General features: G+C 52.4%; 18 protein-coding genes and 2 pseudogenes. 14 read left to right on the top strand and 6 right to left on the bottom strand.

What is annotated here, in order from left to right; translation table 11 throughout:
* Window positions 1-90: 90 nt before the first annotated feature.
* The gene (locus BM036_RS05855) at window positions 91-2,502 is read right to left on the bottom strand and encodes a Lon protease family protein (protein ID WP_091849432.1); all 2,412 of its coding nucleotides are present in this window, start codon (window positions 2,500-2,502) and stop codon (window positions 91-93) included.
* A gap of 275 nt (window positions 2,503-2,777) precedes the next feature.
* Between BM036_RS05855 and BM036_RS05850 the strand changes: the two genes are divergently transcribed.
* A complete protein-coding gene (locus BM036_RS05850; RefSeq protein WP_091849430.1) occupies window positions 2,778-3,062 on the top strand; it encodes a hypothetical protein in 285 nt (94 codons plus the stop codon).
* 61 nt (window positions 3,063-3,123) lie between these two features.
* Here the strand turns inward: BM036_RS05850 and BM036_RS05845 are convergent, their stop codons facing one another.
* From BM036_RS05845 to BM036_RS05835, 3 genes are all read right to left on the bottom strand, one after another.
* Window positions 3,124-3,594, bottom strand: a complete 471-nt coding sequence (locus BM036_RS05845; protein ID WP_091849428.1) for a flavodoxin family protein — start codon at window positions 3,592-3,594, stop codon at window positions 3,124-3,126.
* A gap of 25 nt (window positions 3,595-3,619) precedes the next feature.
* Window positions 3,620-4,672 carry a recombinase RecA gene (gene recA / locus BM036_RS05840; RefSeq protein WP_091849427.1) on the bottom strand — a complete coding sequence of 351 codons (1,053 nt, stop codon included), beginning with the start codon at window positions 4,670-4,672 and terminating at the stop codon, window positions 3,620-3,622.
* Window positions 4,673-4,795: 123 nt separating this feature from the next.
* Window positions 4,796-5,293, bottom strand: a complete 498-nt coding sequence (locus tag BM036_RS05835) for a CinA family protein (protein WP_091849426.1) — start codon at window positions 5,291-5,293, stop codon at window positions 4,796-4,798.
* A gap of 174 nt (window positions 5,294-5,467) precedes the next feature.
* Here BM036_RS05835 and mutS point away from each other — a divergent pair, with 174 nt between their 5' ends.
* From mutS to BM036_RS05795, 8 genes and pseudogenes are all read left to right on the top strand, one after another.
* On the top strand, window positions 5,468-8,080 hold the full coding sequence (gene mutS, locus BM036_RS05830; protein WP_091849424.1) for a DNA mismatch repair protein MutS: 2,613 nt from the start codon (window positions 5,468-5,470) through the stop codon (window positions 8,078-8,080).
* 190 nt (window positions 8,081-8,270) lie between these two features.
* Complete coding sequence (gene fdxA, locus BM036_RS05825) at window positions 8,271-8,594, top strand: ferredoxin FdxA (protein WP_091849422.1); 324 nt, start codon at window positions 8,271-8,273, stop codon at window positions 8,592-8,594.
* A 221-nt stretch (window positions 8,595-8,815) separates the two neighbouring features.
* Window positions 8,816-9,823: pseudogene (locus BM036_RS05820) on the top strand (BaiN/RdsA family NAD(P)/FAD-dependent oxidoreductase); the annotation flags it as partial.
* 226 nt (window positions 9,824-10,049) lie between these two features.
* Window positions 10,050-12,110: a hypothetical protein gene (locus tag BM036_RS20270; protein ID WP_245742498.1), complete on the top strand. Its 2,061-nt coding sequence runs from the start codon at window positions 10,050-10,052 to the stop codon at window positions 12,108-12,110.
* On the top strand, window positions 12,107-14,224 hold the full coding sequence (locus tag BM036_RS05810) for a hypothetical protein (protein ID WP_143066571.1): 2,118 nt from the start codon (window positions 12,107-12,109) through the stop codon (window positions 14,222-14,224). The genes BM036_RS20270 and BM036_RS05810 overlap by 4 nt, the downstream gene beginning before the upstream one ends.
* 8 nt (window positions 14,225-14,232) lie before the next feature.
* The gene (locus BM036_RS05805; RefSeq protein ID WP_143066570.1) at window positions 14,233-14,715 is read left to right on the top strand and encodes a hypothetical protein; all 483 of its coding nucleotides are present in this window, start codon (window positions 14,233-14,235) and stop codon (window positions 14,713-14,715) included.
* A gap of 181 nt (window positions 14,716-14,896) precedes the next feature.
* Window positions 14,897-16,198: a site-specific integrase gene (locus tag BM036_RS05800; RefSeq protein WP_177186009.1), complete on the top strand. Its 1,302-nt coding sequence runs from the start codon at window positions 14,897-14,899 to the stop codon at window positions 16,196-16,198.
* A 75-nt stretch (window positions 16,199-16,273) separates the two neighbouring features.
* Window positions 16,274-17,455, top strand: coding sequence for a BaiN/RdsA family NAD(P)/FAD-dependent oxidoreductase (locus BM036_RS05795; RefSeq protein WP_091849415.1), 1,182 nt, complete (start codon window positions 16,274-16,276; stop codon window positions 17,453-17,455).
* A gap of 64 nt (window positions 17,456-17,519) precedes the next feature.
* On the opposite strand, the gene BM036_RS05790 is transcribed toward BM036_RS05795, so the two are convergent.
* The gene (locus tag BM036_RS05790; protein ID WP_091849414.1) at window positions 17,520-17,729 is read right to left on the bottom strand and encodes a helix-turn-helix domain-containing protein; all 210 of its coding nucleotides are present in this window, start codon (window positions 17,727-17,729) and stop codon (window positions 17,520-17,522) included.
* A 116-nt stretch (window positions 17,730-17,845) separates the two neighbouring features.
* On the opposite strand from BM036_RS05790, the gene BM036_RS05785 reads away from it, so the two are divergent.
* The 5 genes and pseudogenes from BM036_RS05785 to BM036_RS05765 all read left to right on the top strand — a co-directional run bounded on the left by BM036_RS05785 (window position 17,846) and on the right by BM036_RS05765 (window position 21,254).
* Window positions 17,846-18,397, top strand: coding sequence for a hypothetical protein (locus tag BM036_RS05785; protein WP_091849413.1), 552 nt, complete (start codon window positions 17,846-17,848; stop codon window positions 18,395-18,397).
* Window positions 18,394-19,794, top strand: coding sequence for a DEAD/DEAH box helicase (locus tag BM036_RS05780; protein ID WP_091849412.1), 1,401 nt, complete (start codon window positions 18,394-18,396; stop codon window positions 19,792-19,794). Before BM036_RS05785 ends, BM036_RS05780 begins: the two co-directional genes overlap by 4 nt.
* 23 nt (window positions 19,795-19,817) lie before the next feature.
* A pseudogene (locus BM036_RS05775) lies at window positions 19,818-20,030 on the top strand (integrase core domain-containing protein); the annotation flags it as partial.
* 23 nt (window positions 20,031-20,053) lie between these two features.
* Window positions 20,054-20,578, top strand: a complete 525-nt coding sequence (locus tag BM036_RS05770; RefSeq protein WP_281247015.1) for an IS630 family transposase — start codon at window positions 20,054-20,056, stop codon at window positions 20,576-20,578.
* 478 nt (window positions 20,579-21,056) lie between these two features.
* Window positions 21,057-21,254, top strand: a complete 198-nt coding sequence (locus tag BM036_RS05765; RefSeq protein ID WP_091849411.1) for a helix-turn-helix domain-containing protein — start codon at window positions 21,057-21,059, stop codon at window positions 21,252-21,254.
* A gap of 47 nt (window positions 21,255-21,301) precedes the next feature.
* Here BM036_RS05765 and BM036_RS05760 read toward each other — a convergent pair whose 3' ends face one another.
* A complete protein-coding gene (locus tag BM036_RS05760; RefSeq protein ID WP_091849410.1) occupies window positions 21,302-21,775 on the bottom strand; it encodes a nucleotidyltransferase domain-containing protein in 474 nt (157 codons plus the stop codon).
* Window positions 21,776-21,782: the final 7 nt, after the last annotated feature.

Below are 21,782 nucleotides of genomic sequence, written 5' to 3'. Positions count from 1 at the left end.
CGCTCCTGTGGTGGTTGGCCCTGACACGAAACCGGGCACCTGGCCGAACAGCCCTGCGAATCCGGGACTTATCCGGTAGTTTCCAAGAGGTTAATGGATCGTGGAGTCCTTTGCAGCCCCTGAGTGCGCATCATGCTCCTGGCGCTCGTGCTCCCGCATGTCTGCCAGGCGTTTTGCAATCGCGCCGAATACAGTCCCTCGCGGGTAGTTACCCTTGCGGTCAGCCCGCCCCGCAGGCTTACCGAGAAGCAACTCGATAGCTTGCTCGACCGTGTGGACCGAGTAGATATGGAACTGCCCTTCGCGGACAGCATTCACGACCTGGCTATCGAGCATCAGGTTCTGGACGTTTGTGGCAGGGATGACCACCCCCTGGGTTCCGGTGAGGCCCTTGATCACACAGGTCTCGAAAAAGCCTTCAATTTTTTCATTGGCGCCACCAATGGGCTGGATCTCGCCAAACTGGTTCATGGACCCGGTGATGGCAAGGTCCTGTCGCACCGGAATATCAGCAAGTGCGGAAACCAGCGCACACAGTTCCGCCACCGAGGCGCTGTCGCCGTCCACCTCGCCGTAGTTCTGCTCAAAGGTGAGGCTGGCCGACAAATGCATGGGATCCTTGCGGGCAAACCGGGAAGACAGCCAGGCGCTCAGGATCATTACCCCCTTGGAATGGATGTTACCGCCCAACTTGACGTCCCGCTCTATGTCCATGACGTCACCGTCACCGTAATAGCAGGTAGCGGTTACCCGATTGGAAAGTCCGAACTCAAAGCCACCCGTGGACAGGACCGACAGCGCGTTCACCTGTCCGGTTCGTTTGCCCTCGGTGGTGACCAGGGTGGAACCGTCGCGGACCGCGTCATAGAACTGGTCACGAATCCTGCTGCTGCGATAACGGGCACTGGCCAGGGCCTGTTCGACATGGTCCGCATGTATCAGGCGCGCACCGGCCTGGCGGGCCCAGTAGTCTGACTCTCTCAACAGATTGGCGATATCTGCCGCGTGCAGCGACAGCCGTCCCTGGTGCTCTGCGGTGCGGGAGCTGTATTCAATGATGCGAGCCACCGCCTTGCGGTCACAGTGAAGCAGGGACTTTTCGTGCACCAGGCTGGCAATAAACTTGGCGTAGAGAACCTGGCTTTCCGGGGTTCGGCGCATTTCGTTCTCGAAATCCGCTGTGACCCGGAAAAGCTCCGCGAATTCCGGGTCATATTCCTGCAGCAGCATCCAGGTTTCCCGGTCACCGAACAGCACAATCTTGACGTCCAGCGGAATTGCCTCCGGCTCGAGCGAGATGGTGCCTGACAGAGTCAGCTCCCGCTCCAGGGAATTGATCATGATCGACTTGCCACGCAGGGTGCGCTTGAGGCCATCCCAGACGAACGGCTGCTCCAGTACCTTGATGGCGTCCATCAGCAGGTACCCCCCGTTGGCCCGGTGCAGGCTGCCCGGACGGATCAGGGAGTAGTCGGTGAATACCGTACCCTTGAAAGTCACATTCTCCACATACCCGAACAGGTTGTGGTAGGTGGGATTGTCCTCGACCACCACTGGCACTTCGTCAGTTTTCTGGTGAACCAGCAGGTTGACCAGGTACCGACGGGGCATTTTCTTGTCCAGGGACGCGTAGGCAATCGCCGCCTGCTCTTCGTTGTCGTCCAGGAAGATATCCAGGTTTTCTGCCAGGTCCCTGCGCACGGCCTCCAGATAGGCAACCACATCGGGCAGGCTTTCATAGCGGGCCGTCAGCTCATCGATCTGATGGCCTGAAATGGACTCCAGTGTTTCCTGGTTAAGGGCCTGCTGCTTCTCGGCGTACTCCTGTTCCCAGTCCGCAATCTTTCGAACCGCCTGCCGGAGTTTCTTCTCGAGTTTGTTGATGTCTTCTTCAAACTTGTTGCGCTGGGCCTCAGTCAACCGGGCGAATGTCTCGGCGGTGTGGGCCTCGTCACCATTCATGGCAACCAGGCGATAGCCACCGGGGGTGGTCAGCGTCAGGCTGACCTTCCTGCGCTTTGCCTGGTTAGCCACTTTCTCCAGTTCGTCTTCCTGTTTCTTGCCGTACTCATTCTTCAGCTGTTCGGCACGTTCAAGGAAGTTGTCACTGTCGAAGGTCTGGGGAATCATCTTCACTAGCCGGGACATGAGCTTTTCCATGTCCTGCTTCAGGTTCGCGCCCTCCCCCGCCGGCAGGCACAGCATCCGGGGCACCCTGGGGTCATCGAAGTTGGCAACGTAACACCAGTCATGGATCCGGTGTTCTTCATCCGAATGGTGTTCCAGATAACGCAGCATCATGGTGCGCTTACCCAGTCCGTTGCGCCCCACCGCGTATACGTTGTAGCCCCCATGCGGCATGGAAAGCGCAAAGCGGACCGCTTCCTGCGCGCGGTTCTGGCCCACGATTTCAGCCAGCGGATCCAGCTGCCGGGTGGTCTTGAAGGGGAGGTCCTTGAGTACGCAAGCCTTGTAAAGCTGATTCAGGGGCAATGCCTTCAATGTGATGTCCTGTTGTTGCCAGTTAGGGAATCAGGGGGCGGTCAGCCGGCATTTCCGGCGCCGAGGAACCCGCCATTGTAGGATGTTGACGAACAACTGTCGCGTTCCGTAGAAGAACCGCGCTGAGCTGTGGAGCAGCACACAGTTTTTGACTAAAGGTTGACCAGGTGCCGCCGATAACCGAGTTGAAGGTCAAATCTGACAAATCGCTGCAACAGCCCACTTTCCGTTGTCGGCCAGGAGCGCCGGGAGAGTTTTCACAGGGAGACTGACTTGTGGACATTCTGAAAACGCTGACTCATTCGCTTTCAGCGCTGGAGCAACCGAGAAAGGTCCCGGCAAAGGAGGTCGTGCGAGTAGAAGACGCCCGACCAACACCTGAGGAGCCGGTGACAGATCGTCGGGTACAGCCGGACCGTCGTCGCCGGCAGCTGCCCTTCAAGGGTCAGGAGCGCCGTCGCAAAGGCAGCCGGCGACGACCCTTGCTGCTGAACCCGAGGACACGTCAGCCAGCAGAGCTGGAAGATCGCCGGGGGCGCAATATCAGCACCAATGCTTGACCGGCATCTGACCAAACCCTGAGTTGCCGAACAGGCAGCCCAGGGACACTACAGCATGTTATCAAAGCAGGCCGGCATCCAGGCTGGCTGCCAGCGTCATGCCCAACTCCCGGCACTGATCCTCGAATTCATTCTGATATTCGCCCCGGCACAGCAGTGGCTCCTGCACCTGGCGCCAACGCAGCCCCGTAGTAATGCTTTCGATTGCCCGGCGGGTACCCGTACCGTCGTGGCCGGCGCGAATATAAAAGCTGAAGGGTAACCCCTGGGTTTTATCCAGACAGGGGTAATAACTCCGATCAAAGAAGTCCTTGAGGGCACCGCTCATATAACCCAGGTTCTCTGTGGTGCCGAGCAAAATGGCATCGCACCACAACACGTCGCCTGGTCCCGCGTCGAGCGGAGCCAGTACCCGGACTTCAACATTCTCGATGTCCGGGTGCCTGGCGCCCTCCTCGACCGCATCCCGCAGCTTGCAGGTATTTGGCGACGGGGCATGGGCCACGATCAGCAGCTTTCTGGGATCCCCCATAGGACGCTCCTGGCCTGCCGGATAATCAGAGCAGTTCGTCGTTGGTTTCTTCTGCCGTTGCCTCGGCAACCACTTTCTCTTTGGGCACCGGCTTGGGCATCAGCTTTTCACGGATAGCCGTCTCGATCTCGGTCGCCACCTCAGGGTTTTCTTCCAGGAACTTGGCAGCATTGGCCTTGCCCTGACCGATCTTGTCACCCTTGTAGGCGTACCAGGCGCCGGATTTGTCCACAAAGCCTTCTTTCACGCCCATATCCAGCACTTCAGCCATGTGGTAAATGCCCTTGCCATACATGATCTGGAATTCAGCCTGCTTGAAGGGCGGTGACACCTTGTTCTTGACGACTTTGACCCGGGTCTCGTTGCCCACCACTTCGTCACCTTCCTTCACAGAACCGATGCGACGGATATCCAGGCGGACGGAAGAATAGAACTTGAGTGCATTACCACCGGTGGTCGTTTCCGGACTGCCAAACATGACGCCGATTTTCATACGGATCTGGTTGATGAAAACCATCAGACAGTTGGCATGCTTGACGTTACCGGTCAGCTTGCGCAGCGCCTGTGACATAAGGCGGGCCTGCAGGCCAACGTGGCTGTCGCCCATCTCGCCTTCAATCTCCGCCTTCGGCGTCAGTGCCGCTACCGAGTCGACAATAATCACGTCAACGGCATTGGAGCGAACCAGCATGTCGGCGATTTCAAGGGCCTGTTCACCGGTGTCCGGCTGGGAGACCAGCAAATCGTCTACGTTAACACCCAGCTTTTCCGCATAGATCGGGTCCAGCGCATGCTCGGCGTCGACAAATGCACAGGTCTTGCCCTGCTTCTGGGCCTCTGCGACCACCTGGAGGGTCAGCGTGGTCTTACCAGAGCTCTCCGGGCCATAGATTTCCACAATCCGGCCATAAGGCAGACCACCAATACCCAAGGCTACATCCAGCCCGAGTGAGCCGGTGGAAACCGCCGGGATGGCTTCACGGGGCTGATCGCCCATCTTCATGACGGCACCCTTGCCAAACTGGCGCTCAATCTGGCTTAGCGCGGCGTTCAGTGCTTTTTTGCGATTATCTTCCATCGGTACAAACCCTCAATAGTCCTGGCCGTCTGCCCGGGCCGGTTACTGTATACTTGAACAGTATTAAAACACAGTCGCGACAGCAGACCAACCCCTTTCAGGGAAACCCTCCGTATCAATCGTTTACGGCTTCTGCAGGTAATCAAGCAGGCCCTGCAGGGCATAGACCACACTCTGGCGGCGCACCGCATCCCGATCACCCTCGAAATGACAGCACTGGGCGACAATACCAGTGCCCGGCGAACCCCAGGCAAACCAGACCGTACCTACCGGCTTGTCCTCGCTGCCCCCGCCGGGGCCGGCAACACCGCTGGTGGCGATAGCGTAGTCGGCGCCACTGGCCCTCACTGCACCCGCCACCATCTGTCGCACTACCGGCTCGCTGACGGCGCCATGCTCTGCGAGAACTGAAGAGGGAACCTGCAGCAGGTCACATTTCATACTATTGCTGTAGGTGACCAGCCCCCCCAGGACATAGGCTGACGAACCGGCCCGGTCCGTCAGCGCCTTGACCAACCAGCCACCGGTGCAGCTCTCGGCGGTCACTACAGTCTCCCCCCTAAGGGATAGCAGGTCACCGAGCTGCTGAACCGTTTGTTGAAGCGTTGTTTCCCTGAGCATTCACACACCTCCTCATTTCATCCGCTGGCCGTTTCTCTTACAATCCGGTGGCCTGCCCGGGCCTCCCCTGGTTTGCGCACACCCGGACGGAATACTGGCCGGTGATTGTCCGATTCTACACGGGCAGTAAACAGACTCCAGACAGAGACCGCACAACTTTAACCGGACGTTTTCATGTCGGCAGCCCAGAAAGACCAGTCCCAGCACACTCCCATGATTCGCCAGTATCTCAGGATCAAGGGCGAACACCCCAATGAACTGCTGTTCTATCGTATGGGGGATTTCTACGAGCTGTTCTATGAGGATGCCAGGAAGGCGGCCGAGCTGATTGACATCACCCTGACCGCCCGGGGTCAGTCCGGGGGCAGCCCTATCCCCATGGCCGGGGTGCCCTACCATGCGGCGGAAAACTACATCGCCCGGCTGGTCCGGGCCGGTCAGTCTATCGCCATCTGCGAACAGGTTGGTGATCCCGCTACCGCAAAGGGTCCCGTGGAACGCAAGGTGGCACGCATTATCACCCCCGGCACCCTGAGTGACGAAGCGTTCCTCGAGGACCGCAGGGACAACCTCCTGTTGGCGATCCATCACAGTCGCGGTGGCTTTGGTATCGCCACCCTGGACATTTCCAGCGGGCGTTTCGCGGTTTCGGAGATTTCGGGGGTCGATGCCCTGCAGGAGGAAATCCAGCGGCTGAGCCCGGCGGAAGTGCTGATCAGCGAAGACTTCCCCTACCAGGATGTACTCGAAGGTCTCAGCGGAGTCAGACGCCAGGGCCCCTGGCTGTTTGAAGGCGACTCGGCCCACCGCTTACTGACCCAGCAACTCCAGGTCAGGGACCTGACCGGGTTCGGCTGCGAAGACCTGACCCTGGCCATCTGCGCCGCCGGCTGCCTGCTGCAATATGCCCGGGAAACCCAGCGCACGGCCCTGCCGCACATCCGCAAGCTTACCAGGGAACGCCGGGAAGACGCGGTGGTACTGGACGCCACCAGCCGCCGCAACCTGGAGATTGACACCAACCTGTTGGGTGGTCACCAGCATACCCTGGCCTGGGTCATGGACCGTACCGCGACTGCCATGGGCGCCAGACAGCTGCGGCGCTGGCTGAACCGCCCGCTGCGGGATGCAGACCAGGTGCGACAGCGCCAGCATGCCGTGGCCGCCTTGCTGGATGGCTTCCACTATGAGCCCGTGCATGACTTGCTCAAAAGGGTGGGTGATATCGAGCGTATCCTGGCGCGAGTTGCCCTGCGTTCGGCCCGGCCCCGTGACCTGGCCCGGTTGCGGGATGCCTTCTCGGCCCTGCCCGACCTTCAGCAGGCGCTGACCCCGGTCAACTCCCACCACGTGGTTCGGCTGGCAACCAGCATCAGCGACTATCCGGAACTGAGCGACCTGCTGGAGCGCGCCGTTATCGACAACCCACCGGTAGTGATACGGGACGGCGGCGTGATCCGGGAAGGCTACGATGAGGAGCTTGATGAGCTTCGAAATATAAGTGAGAACGCTGGCCAGTACCTGCTGGACGTGGAAACCCGTGAGCGCGAGCGTACCGGTATCAGCACCCTGAAGGTGGGCTACAACCGGGTTCACGGCTATTACATCGAGATTAGCCGGGCACAGTCCGACCAGGCCCCGGTGGACTACATCCGCCGCCAGACCCTGAAAAATGCCGAGCGGTTTATCACGCCAGAGCTCAAGGAATTTGAGGACAAGGCATTGAGCGCAAAGAGCCGCGCCCTGGCCAGGGAAAAGGGTCTTTACGACGAATTGCTGGAACGCCTGGCCGAACAGCTGCCCCAGCTGCAGGACAGCGCCCAGGCCCTGGCGGAGCTGGATGTACTGGCGAACTTCGCCGAACGGGCCACCAGCCTGCGCCTGACCGCCCCCGAATTTCGGGCCGAGCCCGGGCTCGATGTTGAATCCGGCCGCCATCCGGTGGTGGAACAGCTGCTGGATGAACCCTTCGTGCCAAATAATGTGCTGATGGACAAGCAACGCCGGATGCTGGTCATCACCGGTCCCAACATGGGCGGTAAGTCCACCTACATGCGCCAGACTGCGCTGATTGCGCTGCTGGCCTACTGCGGGAGCTTTGTTCCCGCTGACCGTGCAGTCCTCGGCCCGGTGGATCGCATCTTCACCCGTATGGGGTCATCCGACGACATAGCCGGCGGCCGCTCCACCTTTATGGTGGAAATGACCGAAACCGCGAACATCCTGCACAACGCCACCGCCCACAGCCTGGTGCTGATGGACGAGGTAGGTCGTGGCACCAGCACATTTGATGGCCTCTCGCTGGCCTGGGCGACGGCGGAACACCTGGCCCGGGTCATCGGGTGTTACACCCTCTTCGCCACCCACTACTTCGAGCTGACGCAACTGGCGGAACAGCTGGAACATGCGGTCAACGTGCATCTGACGGCCACCGAGCACGAAGACAGCATTGTTTTCCTGCACACGGTGCATGACGGGCCCGCGAGCCAGAGTTATGGTCTACAGGTGGCGCAGCTGGCCGGGGTACCCCACGGCGTTATCCAGCATGCCCGCCAGCAGCTTAAGCGACTGGAAGGCGAAAGCAGCGGTACCGTGAGCCTCGCGGCAATGCCGGCTACCAACAAGGCACAACCGCCGTCAGCGCCAGAGGTGTTTCAGGGCGATATGTTCGCCAGCCTCGAGCCCAGCGCCGTTGAACGGGCACTGGAAGCGCTGGACCCGGACGACCTGACCCCTCGCCAGGCCCTGGAAAAGCTCTACGAACTGCGCCGTATGCTGAAGGCCTGACACTCACACTCATAAGGTTATAGCGCCGCGGCGCTTGCGGGGTGCGCGGCCGCTCCCTACAATATCCGGCGCCGATTATTAATGATCAGAACGAAGGGTGGTGGCAACGCCGCGAAGGTTTATCCGGGCAAAGGCGGTTGCCGGAAATCACCCCACTGATGAGATTGACCACCAGACCAGGAACCTGACTATGACCTTTGTAGTTACCGACAACTGCATCAAGTGCAAATACACGGACTGCGTTGAAGTATGTCCGGTAGACTGTTTTTACGAAGGCCCGAACTTTCTGGTGATTGACCCGGACGAGTGTATCGACTGCGCCCTTTGCGAGCCGGAGTGCCCGGCCGAGGCAATTTTCTCCGAAGACGAATTACCGGCAGGCCAGGAACCGTTCATCGAGATCAACGCGGACCTGGCCGGCAAATGGCCCAACATCACGGAAAAGAAAGATCCGCTGCCGGACGCGGAAGAGTGGGATGGCAAACCCGACAAGCTGCAGTACCTGGAGCGCTGAACCGTGCCGGTATGGCTATCAGCCAAGGCATGAAGTACAAAGGGGAGCCCGCGGGCTCCCCTTTGCGTTGGTCACATCGGCAACGTTTTAGCGATCAGTCCTCGAACCCGTGATCCGCTGACGCCAGTGACGGACAGGTACTTCCAGACCCCAACAGGACAAGTAACAGAGCGATCGTTATACTGCCGCCCTGCCGTTCCCCCGCACCAACCGAGGTCATCATGGCGAAAACCTTCGATGTGGTTATTATCGGAGCCGGTGCCGCCGGCCTGATGTGTGCCGCCACCGCAGGCTACCGCGGACGCCGGGTACTGGTCATTGACCACGCACCAAGGCCGGGGCGCAAGATCCTCATGTCCGGGGGTGGGCGCTGTAATTTCACCAATCTCAACAGTAGCCCGGCCAACTTCCTGTCCGACAACCCACATTTCTGTATCTCGGCGCTCAAGCGGTATACCCCCCAGGACTTCCTTGAACTGGTGGACCGCCACGGCATTGAGCACGAGGAGAAGGCGGCTGGTCAGCTCTTTTGCCGCGACAGCGCCCGGAGCATCCTGGACATGCTGCTCACCGAGTGCGAATGGGCAGGCTCCGAGATCCGCCTCAAAACCTCGGTGGAATTGGTAAACCGTTCCGCCAACGCCTATCGGGTAAAGACCAGCGCCGGTGAGGTGGAGTGCTCGTCCCTGGTCATTGCGACCGGCGGCCTCTCCATTCCCACCATGGGCGCCACCGGGTTCGGCTACAACATTGCCCGAGAGTTCGGGTTGGAAGTCCGCCCTACCCGCGCTGGCCTGGTCCCGTTCACCCTGACCCCGGAGCTCAAACAACAGCTGTCACCCCTGGCGGGCATCAGTTGTCCCGTGGAAGTTTCCTGTAATGGAGAACACTTCCGGGAACCAATGCTGGTCACCCATCGCGGACTCAGCGGGCCGGCCATGCTGCAGATTTCCAGCTTCTGGCAACCTAGAGATCCGGTAGCCATCGACCTGTTACCGGGCCAGAAGGCACTCGAGGTACTTAACCAACTGAAACAGGAACACCCGAACCTGACGCTGGAACGTTACCTCGCCCGTACCCTGCCCCGGCGCTTCGCCAGGGCGTTTGCAGAACTCCAGGGCTGGGACGGTCCACTGCAAGGCTATCGCAAGGCAGAACTGGAGGCAGCCGCCCACACCCTCTCTGCCTGGACCCTGACACCGGCAGGGACAGAGGGTTACCGGAGCGCCTTTTTCCGAACGCATTAAATTGTCAAAAAAATCCCAACCCGCCCATTTTTCGCCTACACTGCAATGACCTACATGTTGTGACAGCTACAATTTTCGAGAGATATTTTTTGACAACTTTTGGGTAGAGATCTCACCTGAGCTAAGGCCGGATCATGCAGATGCTGTTCTTGAAATGCGGGCGCCATTGATCTAAACGAGAACGACAGTTAACGGAAGTAGAGATATAGTGAAAGTCACCCTAAAAAATGGCGAGCATCAGTTAAGAATACAATCCGAAGCTGGGGCTTATAGCTACATCAATATCCACTATCTGTCTCATGTCAAAGGCTGGGAAACTTTCGCACAGCATGCAGTTAATTACTGCACGGGGAAGAAACCAATCACAATAAAGAGCTGGTGGAGTCGCTTAAATAGCGTGTTGCGACCGACCATTACTGACTCTGAGATGAAAGCTTTTCCAAAGAAAGCCGACGATTGGTCGACGCTAATAAAAAATCTTTATTTGACGACATTGATCACGCCTGCAATTAAATCAAGCATCACTACACGGGTTGCTATTTGGAATAAAAATCTTCTCCCCTTTTTGGTGTACTTGCAAGACCGAGATCAGATACCCATTTCAGTTCTCATTCCCGCAATGAAGCAGGTCAATCAAGCCCAAAAAGAATCAAGCTTCAATGTGAGCATAATTGGCGAAAAGGCAGCATACCAAGTTAATAACAAAGACCAAATTGATAAACTAATTTGCCCGGTGAGCTTGAGCAGGACTGACTCTGAATATTTGGACGAGCTTTATTACGATCTTGAACGAAAACGAAATAGACTGCATCAAGCGTTAACAGATTATTGGAAAACCCTAAAAGCATTTTTTGAAAATGGCCAAAAATTAATAAACGAAATTGATCCGGCTATCCTTGAGCAACGGGTCAAAGCTAAAGACTTCTATGACATATATCCTCGCGAAAAAGGCACCCCGCCCATTAGACGCCATTTTTCATCTGGTCATAACAGGAAATCTTTCGCCACCTATCTATTATTGAGCAGAAAATACAAAGGATTCGTTAAACTTTCATCAAAAATTGAAGACTGTGGGCTGGCAAGCAGAACCGTTATGTGGGAAAACAAATCATTATGGATGAGTCATTTCCCCCCGTGCCATATTGAAAAAGATAAAATCGGCTATACAGGAAAACTGAATTGGATGTTAGGGCTTCTGGGAAACATGGATGTTTCCTTTATCGTCGCACTTTTAATGATGGAGAATCCAAAGTTTACTTTTCTGTCCTTGCTTAACTGCAAGGTTGAGGACAAAGATGGTAAATCACGCCTCGAAATTGGGGAAACTTCAATTTCTTTTATGATTGAAAAGAGTCGCGCCAAAGCTTTTAAAAAAGAAGGGTTGTCAGATCTAAGTCTCGAGATTATATCAACGCTTTTAGAAATGCGCTCGGCCAACCTCGCGAATCTACCCACCAATTTATCTAAGTACCTATTCGTTATCCTCGCCATGAATTCAAAGGATAAGGATTTTACCTGTGCGCAAGATTCGAGAGTAACAGCCTATTTGACCGGGAGGGCTGAAGGCTCACTCTTCATCGGCAGCTTGTTTCCGTCCCTTGCTGATGCCGGGATTTCCCGAAATCAGCTAACCCACTCGAAACTGCGAGCTTCAGAAGGCGTTCTAGAGTATTTTCGAACTGGATCAATCAGAGCCGTTTCTAGAAAATTAGGCAACGGAACGAGAGTAGCGCTTGAGCACTATCTTCCAAAACCTCTCATAGCAGCCTATAACACAAGGCAGGTGAGACGGTTTCAAAACCTAATGCTTGTTTCCGCATGTGCAAATGAGGATTATCTACTCGACGCTGTAGATTTTAGTAATTTGAATGAATTACATAGCTTTATTCTCGAAATGCTTGCTCTTGATTCCAAAGGTAACAATCCTCTAATCAGTTATCTGAAGGATAAAATCGACGAAACACACGAAAGGCATCAAGGCGATCTGATCGCAAACATTTCAGAGAGGTCTCTGTCATTATTGTATGCTTATAAACTTATTGCCGAGAACAATAATATAAGCGCATCGACACTTGCGCAGCAAGACTCTAAAACAGGTTTGGCTCCGATCAGTTTCATTACATTAGCAAAGCATTTAAACACCACCCTTTCTCAACATAACGAATCCTCCGTCAGAGAAACCAATTTTTCTGCAAAAGACAAGGCATTATTAATGGCCGAAAAATTGGAGTGGGATCAACTTATCATGCGACGGGCTAATATTTCATGAGAAAACTCAACGCCCATTTAGACTGGAGCCAAGCGGACGTAGTAAGCATTCAAAAGTATCTCGCAGGCTACGACTCTGGAATCACAATCTATTCCGGTGATTATATCGCGGATTGGCTGCTATCTGGAATTCATGAAAGTAAATGGATCATTAAAACAGCAAAAACTGTTAAAAGGGCTGACGGTAACTATAAGTACGTGCGAACGATAAATTGGAACAGACGGCTCCCTGATGGGACCCTTCTCTATTCACCTCAAAATCGTGATTTTCTTCACTTCCTCCAGAAAGCAATTTTCGTGATAGTAGAATCAACCTCTATCGCTCCAAACGTCTCCGTGGGATCACTACCTGGCTTAGTTAATAACCTTCTATCTTTTGCTCAATGGTGCTTTCGTAAAGATATTAATCTATGCCCACGATCAGAGTTTCTTAGAAATCTCACTCAGGAACGACTTTTTCGCTACGTAAGAGAGAAAATTCACGGCGGAATCATGGAGTTGTTCGGCATTGCAGAGATTTTTAAAGCTCGTTTTTTTGAGATGTCCGGTACAGCTTTAATCAGTGACGATATTTACCATTTAACATCCGCTGATATTACCGAAGCAATCAGAGTCTTTAAGTCAAAAGGATTTTACCGAAAAACCAAATTCGGTGATTCCGTCATCGATCGCATGCAATTCGTCGAGGCATTCGAGCTCCCACAACAAATTACGCATAGCGATAAATTCAGTGCGTTTTTGAGACAATTTGAGCCAGATCTACTAAGGAAAAGCCAAGACGTTCTCGTGCCTGTGACGCTTGAGTATGAGTTTCCTGGACATACGACTCCGCTTATTTCTGAAGTTATAGCTAACAAGGAAAACATAAAGCAGTTCTTGGGTTACTTTAAAATTTTTCTCTCTACAAAGAAGTTGTTCCACCGTGAATTGCCCGATTCAGAGCAGTTTAGGTTTGAAGAGATCCACACATACATACAGAACAATCAATTGCAGATTAAACACACACCTTGGATTCCGCTGCCCATTTGTTTGCAGATAATCAACTCCTCGGTTGATTGGGTACTTAACAAAGGAGAGGCGATTATCAGTGCTATGGTAGACGCTTTCGACACTTTGCACAACGAGGGTTTATTAGTCATTGAAAAACCATTTACTAATCTCTATAAGAAACGAGAAATAGTTGTTGAAAACGTACTTCATCGACATCGAAAGAAAATAGAGATCGGTTCGTTTGATTATAGCGTTCGTGATGTAAAATCATTCAGATCAAATCCTCCATTAACTTATCTCATTGATGTTTTGCAGGGTGCTTGTTTCATTATAATAGCTTCAATGAAACCGATCAGAGTAAACGAACTCTCCTCATTAAAATACGATTGTTTATATTTCAAGGATAACGATGGCTTTTGGCTCATGCAGGATATTGAAAAGTCGGGTATACGCGGAATCCTTCCAGAAGATGCGAAACCAATTCCGCGTGTTGCAGCTAGGGCCATCCTACTACTTCAAGAAATGAACAAACATGCGCGAAAACATGTCCCTTCAAAAAAAGAAGAACAATACCTGCTGTATGGAATCAACTACGGATTTGATTGGAGATCCGCTTCGATTGCCGATCATGAATTCATAAGGTCACGGCTTTCCTATTTCTGTGACCATGTCGAAGTCCCACTCGATGAATACGGAAGACGGTGGTACGTCAATACACATGAATTACGCAAATCGTTTCTTTTGAACTTTTTTTGGACATTTAAATTTTCCTCCTTAGATAGTGCTCGTTGGATGGCGGGTCACACCAATCCAGATCACATTTTCGAGTATATTCAGGATAACTTTGAAGGCCAGGAGATGGTTGAGGTTGAATCTGAATATGCGTATCAGCAATTAAGGCTTTTCAAGGACGGTAATAATCTCTCTGACGTCAGCAACATCGAAGATGTTTATGACGAAGTCTGCAATCAGTTCAAGGTGAACTCTATTTCCGAGATTAAAGAAGACGAACTGAAACAATGGCTTGAAATTCAAATTGAGTCGGGTCATTTCGAAGTGACTGTTTTTGGTATTGAGAATGTCGATGAAGGAATAAAGGTTGACATTGCTATCAAGATTTCGTAGGCGGTGAGATGTCTGATATAAGAAAAGAATCCATTAGAGTGCTCTATCATTCAATGATTGAAGCACTGAAAAATCCTGACGCATATTCCTGGATAACATCTAAGTGCGGGAGCCAGGCTGCGATTGCTTCTGTTGAGCGAAAATCAGTAGGCATCCATGCAATGACTCTCAATACGTTCAAGAAGTATTCCGATAGCGCACTCGATGGAGGTTTCGAACAACTCGAGAAAATAAGGGTCGCAATCAAAAAGAAAAGCAAAAATTCGAGAAACAAAAAGTCGGATAAAACTAAAAGTAAGGCTCTATTTTATAAAGAAAAACTCGACGAAGCCGAAAGGTTTCGAGCGATCCTCATCCGAGCATACACCGACTTGAATAGGATCTGTCTCGATGCAGTCAAAAAGAGCCCTGAATACCAATACGATTTGGACAGGCACAACGAATTGTATCGGGAGTATTTTTCTTTGAAGCTCGTTGCCGACAATGACTAGTCAACTTTATCGCCTCGTCAAAAATGTTCAACTTCCGGCAATGGACAGATTCGATAGTGAAACCGGTGAGATCTTTTTGAACGATCGTATGCGGTATTGCTATTACTCATTTGTTTGGCCTAATGGCTCGCCTTGCTTAATCGCAGAAATGTATTTATGCGATAGAAGTAGGACTGTCACGGTGAACCAAAAGGATGGTGGCACACTTGGGAATTACGCGCGAAATCTTTCCCACCTAGTTCGATTTTGCTACGCGAGAAAGGTGGATTTCGCTGATTTGAAACACAGCCATGTCGATGAGTTTATTTATGAACTCTGTCAAGAAACTGATATCTATAACGAGCGCGTCAGGAACAACAACACGGTTAAAGCCATTGTGGCTACCGCCATTAATTTTCTGCTTTGGGTTCAGCAAAACATTGCCACTGAGCGACTGATTGTGGGAGTGGATGATGCTGATAAAAGGTATCAGATTAAGCTAAAGCAAGAGGTTTATGCGCATAGAACTGGTCGGAAAATCATTCACAACGTTTTCCCGATGAACATACCAAGAGCGACAACGACGAACGCAACCCCTATTTCAACAATAAACATCAGAAAATTGTGGGATACCCTTGAGGCTTCACGAAGCGATACGAATGTGAGTAGAAAACTGCGAGGTCTTTTCTCTAAAAAGCAGCAGGCGGACCATCTTGAATACATGCATAGAAGGCGTGAGCTGCAACTGGTGTTGCTTGAAGCAACAGGGCTCCGACCTCAAGAATTAATCACTATACCCTGTTCTAACAATGCGGCTAGCCTGAGAAAATCGCAACTGATTCTCCCCACACTCAAAGGCCGGATCGACTCCAAAAATAATATGAGAACAATTCCGATCCCACGCAGCCTGGCAATGAAGATTGAAATATTTATTAGTTCTTACAGAAAAAAATTAATTGAACGTCTTCTAGCTTCAGGAATTATCCAATCAGAGAAGGATGTGGACAATGTAATCTATCTAAATTCTGAAAGTGGTAAAGAAGTACTTCCAGATGCCGCTTATCAGGAATTTCGGAGGCTTACGGTAAGAGCTGGCATCAAACAAAAAAACTGTCAGAAAATGTTTAGACATCGTTTTATCACCAATATGGTAAAGCTCCACTTTATTAGCTTCATGGATAAGAATCCATTGAAGACCCGCCACATCATTACCGACAGTGATTACCGAACAATACTCAAAAAAGTCGCGAGTTTTACAGGCCACAAAAGTGTTGACTCATTGTGGCATTACATCGATTTGGCTTGGGAAGAGCTTGATGCCTTCGCACACTCCTATGAGGTGAAAGAGCTTCAGGACAGATTGAAGAGCATCTTTTACCTAACCAACGAGTTGAAAGGCGATGTTCAGAATATTTCTGGAAAGCAGATTAGCAACGTAACCATCGAGAAGTTAAATGCCAAGCTCAATCAGATCGAAGATCTTGTCGCGAACTTCCGAACTTAGGCTACGAGCCCTAACGAACCATTGGCTCATTACACCGACTACCCTACACTAGCGGGATTTTCCTCAGGAGATAATATGTCCAGCACTTATGATGTTATCGTTATAGGAGCAGGTGCCGCCGGGCTAATGTGTGCTTCAACAGCGGGATATCGCGGCAGAAGCGTATTGGTGCTTGATCATGCCAATAAACCTGGTAAGAAAATCCTCATGTCCGGAGGCGGTCGTTGCAATTTTACCAACCTAAACAGCACCCCGGCGAATTTCCTGTCTGACAATCCCCATTTCTGCATTTCGGCGCTCAAGCGTTACACGCCTCAAGACTTTTTAGAATTGGTAGATCGCCACGGCATTGAGCATGAGGAAAAAGCGGCAGGCCAGCTTTTCTGTAAAGGCAGCAGCAAGGAGATCCTCAACCTGCTACTCACTGAGTGCGAGTGGGCTGGCGCAGAAGTGCGACTTAAAACAATCGTGAATAAAATCAGCGGTGTCGATCACGGTTATCAGCTACAAACCAACAGCGGCACCCTTACCTGCGAATCCCTGGTCATCGCCTGCGGTGGGCTGTCTATCCCCACTATGGGCGCCACGGGCTTCGGATACGACGTTGCACGGCAGTTTGGGCTTTCCGTGCTTCCAACCCGCGCAGGACTTGTACCCTTTACCCTGTATCCAGAACTAAAGGAGCAACTGGCGCCACTCTCCGGCGTGAGCTGCCCTGTGGACGTGCACTGTAACAACGAAAATTTCCGCGAACCGATGCTGGTCACTCACCGTGGTCTAAGCGGCCCCGCCATGCTGCAAATATCGAGCTTCTGGCATCCCGGAGATACAATACGGATCAACCTTCTTCCGAGCGTATCAGTTCGTGATAGGCTGCACGAATATCGCAAAACAAAACCACAGAGCCATATCCGCCATTTTCTCGAAAATTTCTTGCCGAAAAGGTTTGCAAAAGCTTTCTGCGAACTCCAACAGTGGAACAAACCGTTCCAGTATTGCCGCAATGAAGACTTAGAGGCGATAGCTGACGTCCTAAGTCATTGGGAAGTCCGACCCGCAGGAACGGAAGGATACAAAACAGCCGAGGTTACCTTGGGCGGAGTGGACACTCGTGACCTGTCATCAAAAACGATGTCAGCAAACAATCAGCCAGGGCTTTTTTTCATTGGCGAAGTGCTGGATGTGACTGGTCATCTGGGCGGTCATAATTTCCAATGGGCTTGGGCTTCTGGAGTAGCCGCTGGACAACATGCCTGAATGGTTTTTGGCATTTGAAATTCAATCGAACAGAGCGGAAGAACAGACGACCTGGAGTCAACGGCTAAGTGAGCAGATCCTTAGGTGAGCACTGTAGATGATCTGCTAGCAGGTAGATTTTTTCGATAGTGATATTCACTTCTCCTCTCTCAATCTTCCCCAAATAACTTCGATCAATTCCCGTTTCATGAGCGAGTCGTTCCTGAGAAAACCCTTTCGATTTTCGAATCGCACGCAAATTCCGGCCAAACGCCTCACAAATCGGTGAGCCCATTTCTTGCCCTCACAAAAGACAAGACTATGGTTTCTTGAAGCATGGGAGACCACGGCATATACTACCCATTTTTCGGGGGTCGACCAGATCGACCTAGAGACCAATCGGACCGCCTTATGAAAAAATCGCAACCACTGAGCGTCGACAAAATCCTGATCGAACTCCTGAGACAGCAGCCAGATACTCCTTTTTCCAATACCAGCATTCGGGATATGTATCTTCTTCAAATACCCGAAGTTCAGCGGCCAAGCCGCAACAAAGTTCGCAAGCACATATACAGAGAACTTCTACGCCTTGAAAAGGCAAAAGTTATCGATCGCTACGAGGGATCGACTGGTCGCGGATGCAAGTTTATCTACCGTTCAAACAAACAAGACATTTCCCTGGAATCCAAGCCTTCTCCATTTAGGGCTGCATATGGGCACGTTGAATCGTCGATGGATAGTGATACACAGCGGGCGTTGCAGGAGGAGCTTTCTAAAAGAAAGGTCGAACTGATTGCCAGTATTGGTGAAGCGGAGGAATACCAGCGCCTATATCACAAATACCCGGCACTTCGGAGCGCCGTGAAGGCGCAGTACCTAGAGTCTCGGGAGAGAAGCACAAAGCTACTAGGTCAACTTCGTGCTGTAGAGTCGGTCATCACTAAAATTGGGTTTCCCGCATGATCCAATTGCGTGTTTGGCAGCGCGAGTGCGTCGATCAAGCTCTTCAAGCGTTTGAGTACCAAACCCACTTTCTATGCCACGCAACACCTGCGGCGGGCAAAACCGTCATGGTAGCGTCAGTGGCTAAGGCCCTTCTGGAACGCAATAAAATCGATTTCGTCCTATGCTTCTCCCCTTCACGGACAGTGTCGCAAAGCGTCGCCTCGACATTTAGCCAAATCCTTGGGCGAAGCTTCAATGGCCAGATTGGGGCCGCGGGTGGTTCTTACACCTATCAGTCGATGAACACGCTTCCCAGAGAGCTATGGCAAGTACTGGGTGAGCACAGAGTCTTCGTGGTTTTGGACGAGATTCATCACTGCTCCGGTAGCAGTTGGGACGAACTCACAATTGGCAACAGTTGGGGGCGAACAATTCTCGATAGGATTCAAGGAAAGGCCTCCCTCACAATGGCGCTATCAGGAACACCTTGGAGGAGTGACGACAACCCAATCGTACTTTCTCGCTACACGCAGCCTGACGGAGAGCTCCATTGCGATTACGAATACGGTTTAGAGCGGGCGGTTATCGACGGCGTTTGCCGAGCCCCAAAAATCGTGCTCACTGATAATCAGGAAATCAGCCTGAGGTCATCGGAACTCGGCCTCAAAACCTACTCCAGCATCCGGGAAACAATCAGTCAGGGTCATATTACATATCCTGATTTTCTGTTTCGGGACGAAGTGATCGACCATACACTCTCGGAAGCATCCAAAAAATTATTAGAGATCCGGAAGCAGGCTCCATCCGCTGCTGGCCTCGTCGTAGCTGCGACAGCGGCACATGCAAAGCAGATTGCAGTTCGGCTTGCGGCGCTCGGAGAAAGGCCTGTTGTTGTCACTTACAACACGCCCGGAGCCCATCAAATTATTTCAAACTTCAAAACATCATCTGATCGATGGATCATCTCTGTGGGGATGATCAGTGAAGGAACTGACATCCCGAGATTGCAGGTGTGTTGTCATCTCAGCAGGATTCGAACAGAGCTCCATTTTCGGCAAGTTCTCGGCAGAATACTCCGGCGTCAAACAGGGGAGTCCTCTGGCATTGGTGGCTGGCTTTACGTCCTTGCTGAACCCAGTTTGACAGAGTTCGCACGCAGAATTGGTGAGGACCTACCAGGGCATCATGTGGTTTCATTTTCACCAAAATCATCAAAGCAAAGCACGGACGAAACTAAAAGGTCTGAAGTGCTGCAGAAAGAGAATTACACAACGGAGTGGGAACTCGATATCGATAATACGGGCACATGGGATGCTGCACCGGAACATAACGGGGCTAGGGAAACTATTGATCTATGTGTGAGCAATCAATACTGGAGTGAAGTTTTGTCCCTATTCGGGGAGAAGGCATTGTAGCTTGGTCGGAAATTTTCATATGAATGACACAAAGCATGAGCCGGCGCGGCAACTGCTGGGACAACGCCCCGATGGAAAGGCTGTTCCGGAGCCTGAAATCCGAATGGATACCGGCCCTGGGATATCGGAACTTGCCCGAGGCAAAAAAAGATGTAGGTGGCTATCTGATGGACTACTACAACCGGCAAAGGCCTCATACGTTCAACGGTGGCATTTCTCCCGTTGCAGCAGAGGAAAACCTTAAAAAGTCGGTGCCACCATCTACTTCGGTGATGAAGCCAGTATCCGGTCTGATTATCACAGTGGCACGACCTGGGCACCCAAGGGTGAAACTCCGATCATCCGCAATACGGGCAGTCGCTTCGGCATCAATCTGATCTCGGCCATCTCACCACGCGGTGAGCTTCGCTTCAAAACGATTCACGGCACCATGAACACTAATGCGTTTCTCGGTTTCCTCAAGGCTCTGGTACAAGACGCTGACAAGCCTGTTTTCCTGATCCTCGATAATCACCCGGTTCACCATGCTCGTCGCGTTCGCGAGTATGTCGAGACTCTTGACGGCAAGCTCAAGCTGTTCTTCCTGCCGCCGTACTCGCCGGAGCTGAATCCTGATGAGTCTGTTTGGGGCTACATCAAATACCACCACGTCGGTAAAAAGATCATTAATAGCAAAGAACAACTTCGGAGTATTGTTTACCGTCAGCTCCGCCGTTTGCAGAAATTGCCACGGCTATTGAAATCGTTTTTTGGTCATCCGGACCTGGCTTATATCTCCGAATGATGTTCGCTTACTTTATTTCGGATTAGTAAGTCTGCCCGAATCCCAGCAAAATGTGTTGACGCGCCACTTGCGTGTCAACGCTACCAAGCCTCTTCACAACCCCAGATCCAGGTTCAGTGGCTGGGCAAATGTGCGCCGCGGCGAACATTGTGATGTCTGCGGCGATTTGTTCACGGCCGTGAACAATCCATTGAGGTGCCAGTCCCGGATCCGGTTGCCGGACAAATGTTTACCGCGGTAAACAAGGCAGCTATCGCAGCTGTTGAGTCGTCTATCCGGGGACAGCCAGTTACTCCTGGGCCCAGGCGGCAGGAAAGTGTTCACCGCGGTGAACATGCGCTTTAACCGGAAACGACCGCAAGCGGATGCCCCCCAGAATGAAAAGCACACTTTTCCGTCAAAGGATTCCCGCCATTTTGTCGCTTATTAGAGACAATATGGCTAAAATTCCGTGGTTTGTCGTTAATAAGGTACAAAAATGAAAAGTATCGGGGCAACCATGAGGGAGCAACGCAAGGCGCGGGGACTCACCCAGCAACAGGTCGCCGAACTTGCGCGACTGCCTCGCAGCGAAATCAGTGAAATGGAAAACAACAAGTTTACCGGCTCGATTATTCGCGTCGAACGGGCGGCAGCGGCACTGGGGATGTGCCTGGTATTACAGGTCAAGCGATGACCGGTGCTGGAGGAGCTGGACAGCTTCTTCAACGAAGACTGAGCGGGTCAGGGCGACGCCGACCAGATAACCAGTCCATCCCTGGCGATTTCCCCCAGTATGGCCGGGTGACTGTACTGCTCCGGATGCTGCCACTGTGATTCCCAGATCGGGAAGGCCTGAATCCGGACGCCTGTTTCCAGTAAAACATCGAAGGCATGGTCAGCCATCGCCAGTTTGGTTTCGACGAAATCGCCCGGCTTACCACTGAGTATCACGGCAACATCGGCATCACTCTCGGCGTGGTAGTCGCCCCGGGCCCGGCTGCCGAACAGGATTAACCGGGTAAGGCCGAAGCCGTCCGTGAGGCGTTCACGAAACCGGAGAACTGCATCGCGGATATCGATCTGGTCCTCCATAACGGTCTGCTCCAGTCCGACATCGGGCATCTGCTCCCAGGCCTTGACGTCGTCCGGGGTGGGCGCACTCGGGTCACACTGTTTGACCAGGTCCTTCAATGCGTAGCGCTTGCCGGTTGTCATAGCATCA

This window comes from Marinobacter segnicrescens (assembly GCF_900111555.1).
In the GTDB taxonomy this organism is placed as follows: Bacteria; Pseudomonadota; Gammaproteobacteria; order Pseudomonadales; family Oleiphilaceae; genus Marinobacter; species Marinobacter segnicrescens.
The sequence above is the reverse complement of the archived record's forward strand: the minus strand, read 5'-3'. Positions and strand labels throughout refer to the sequence as shown.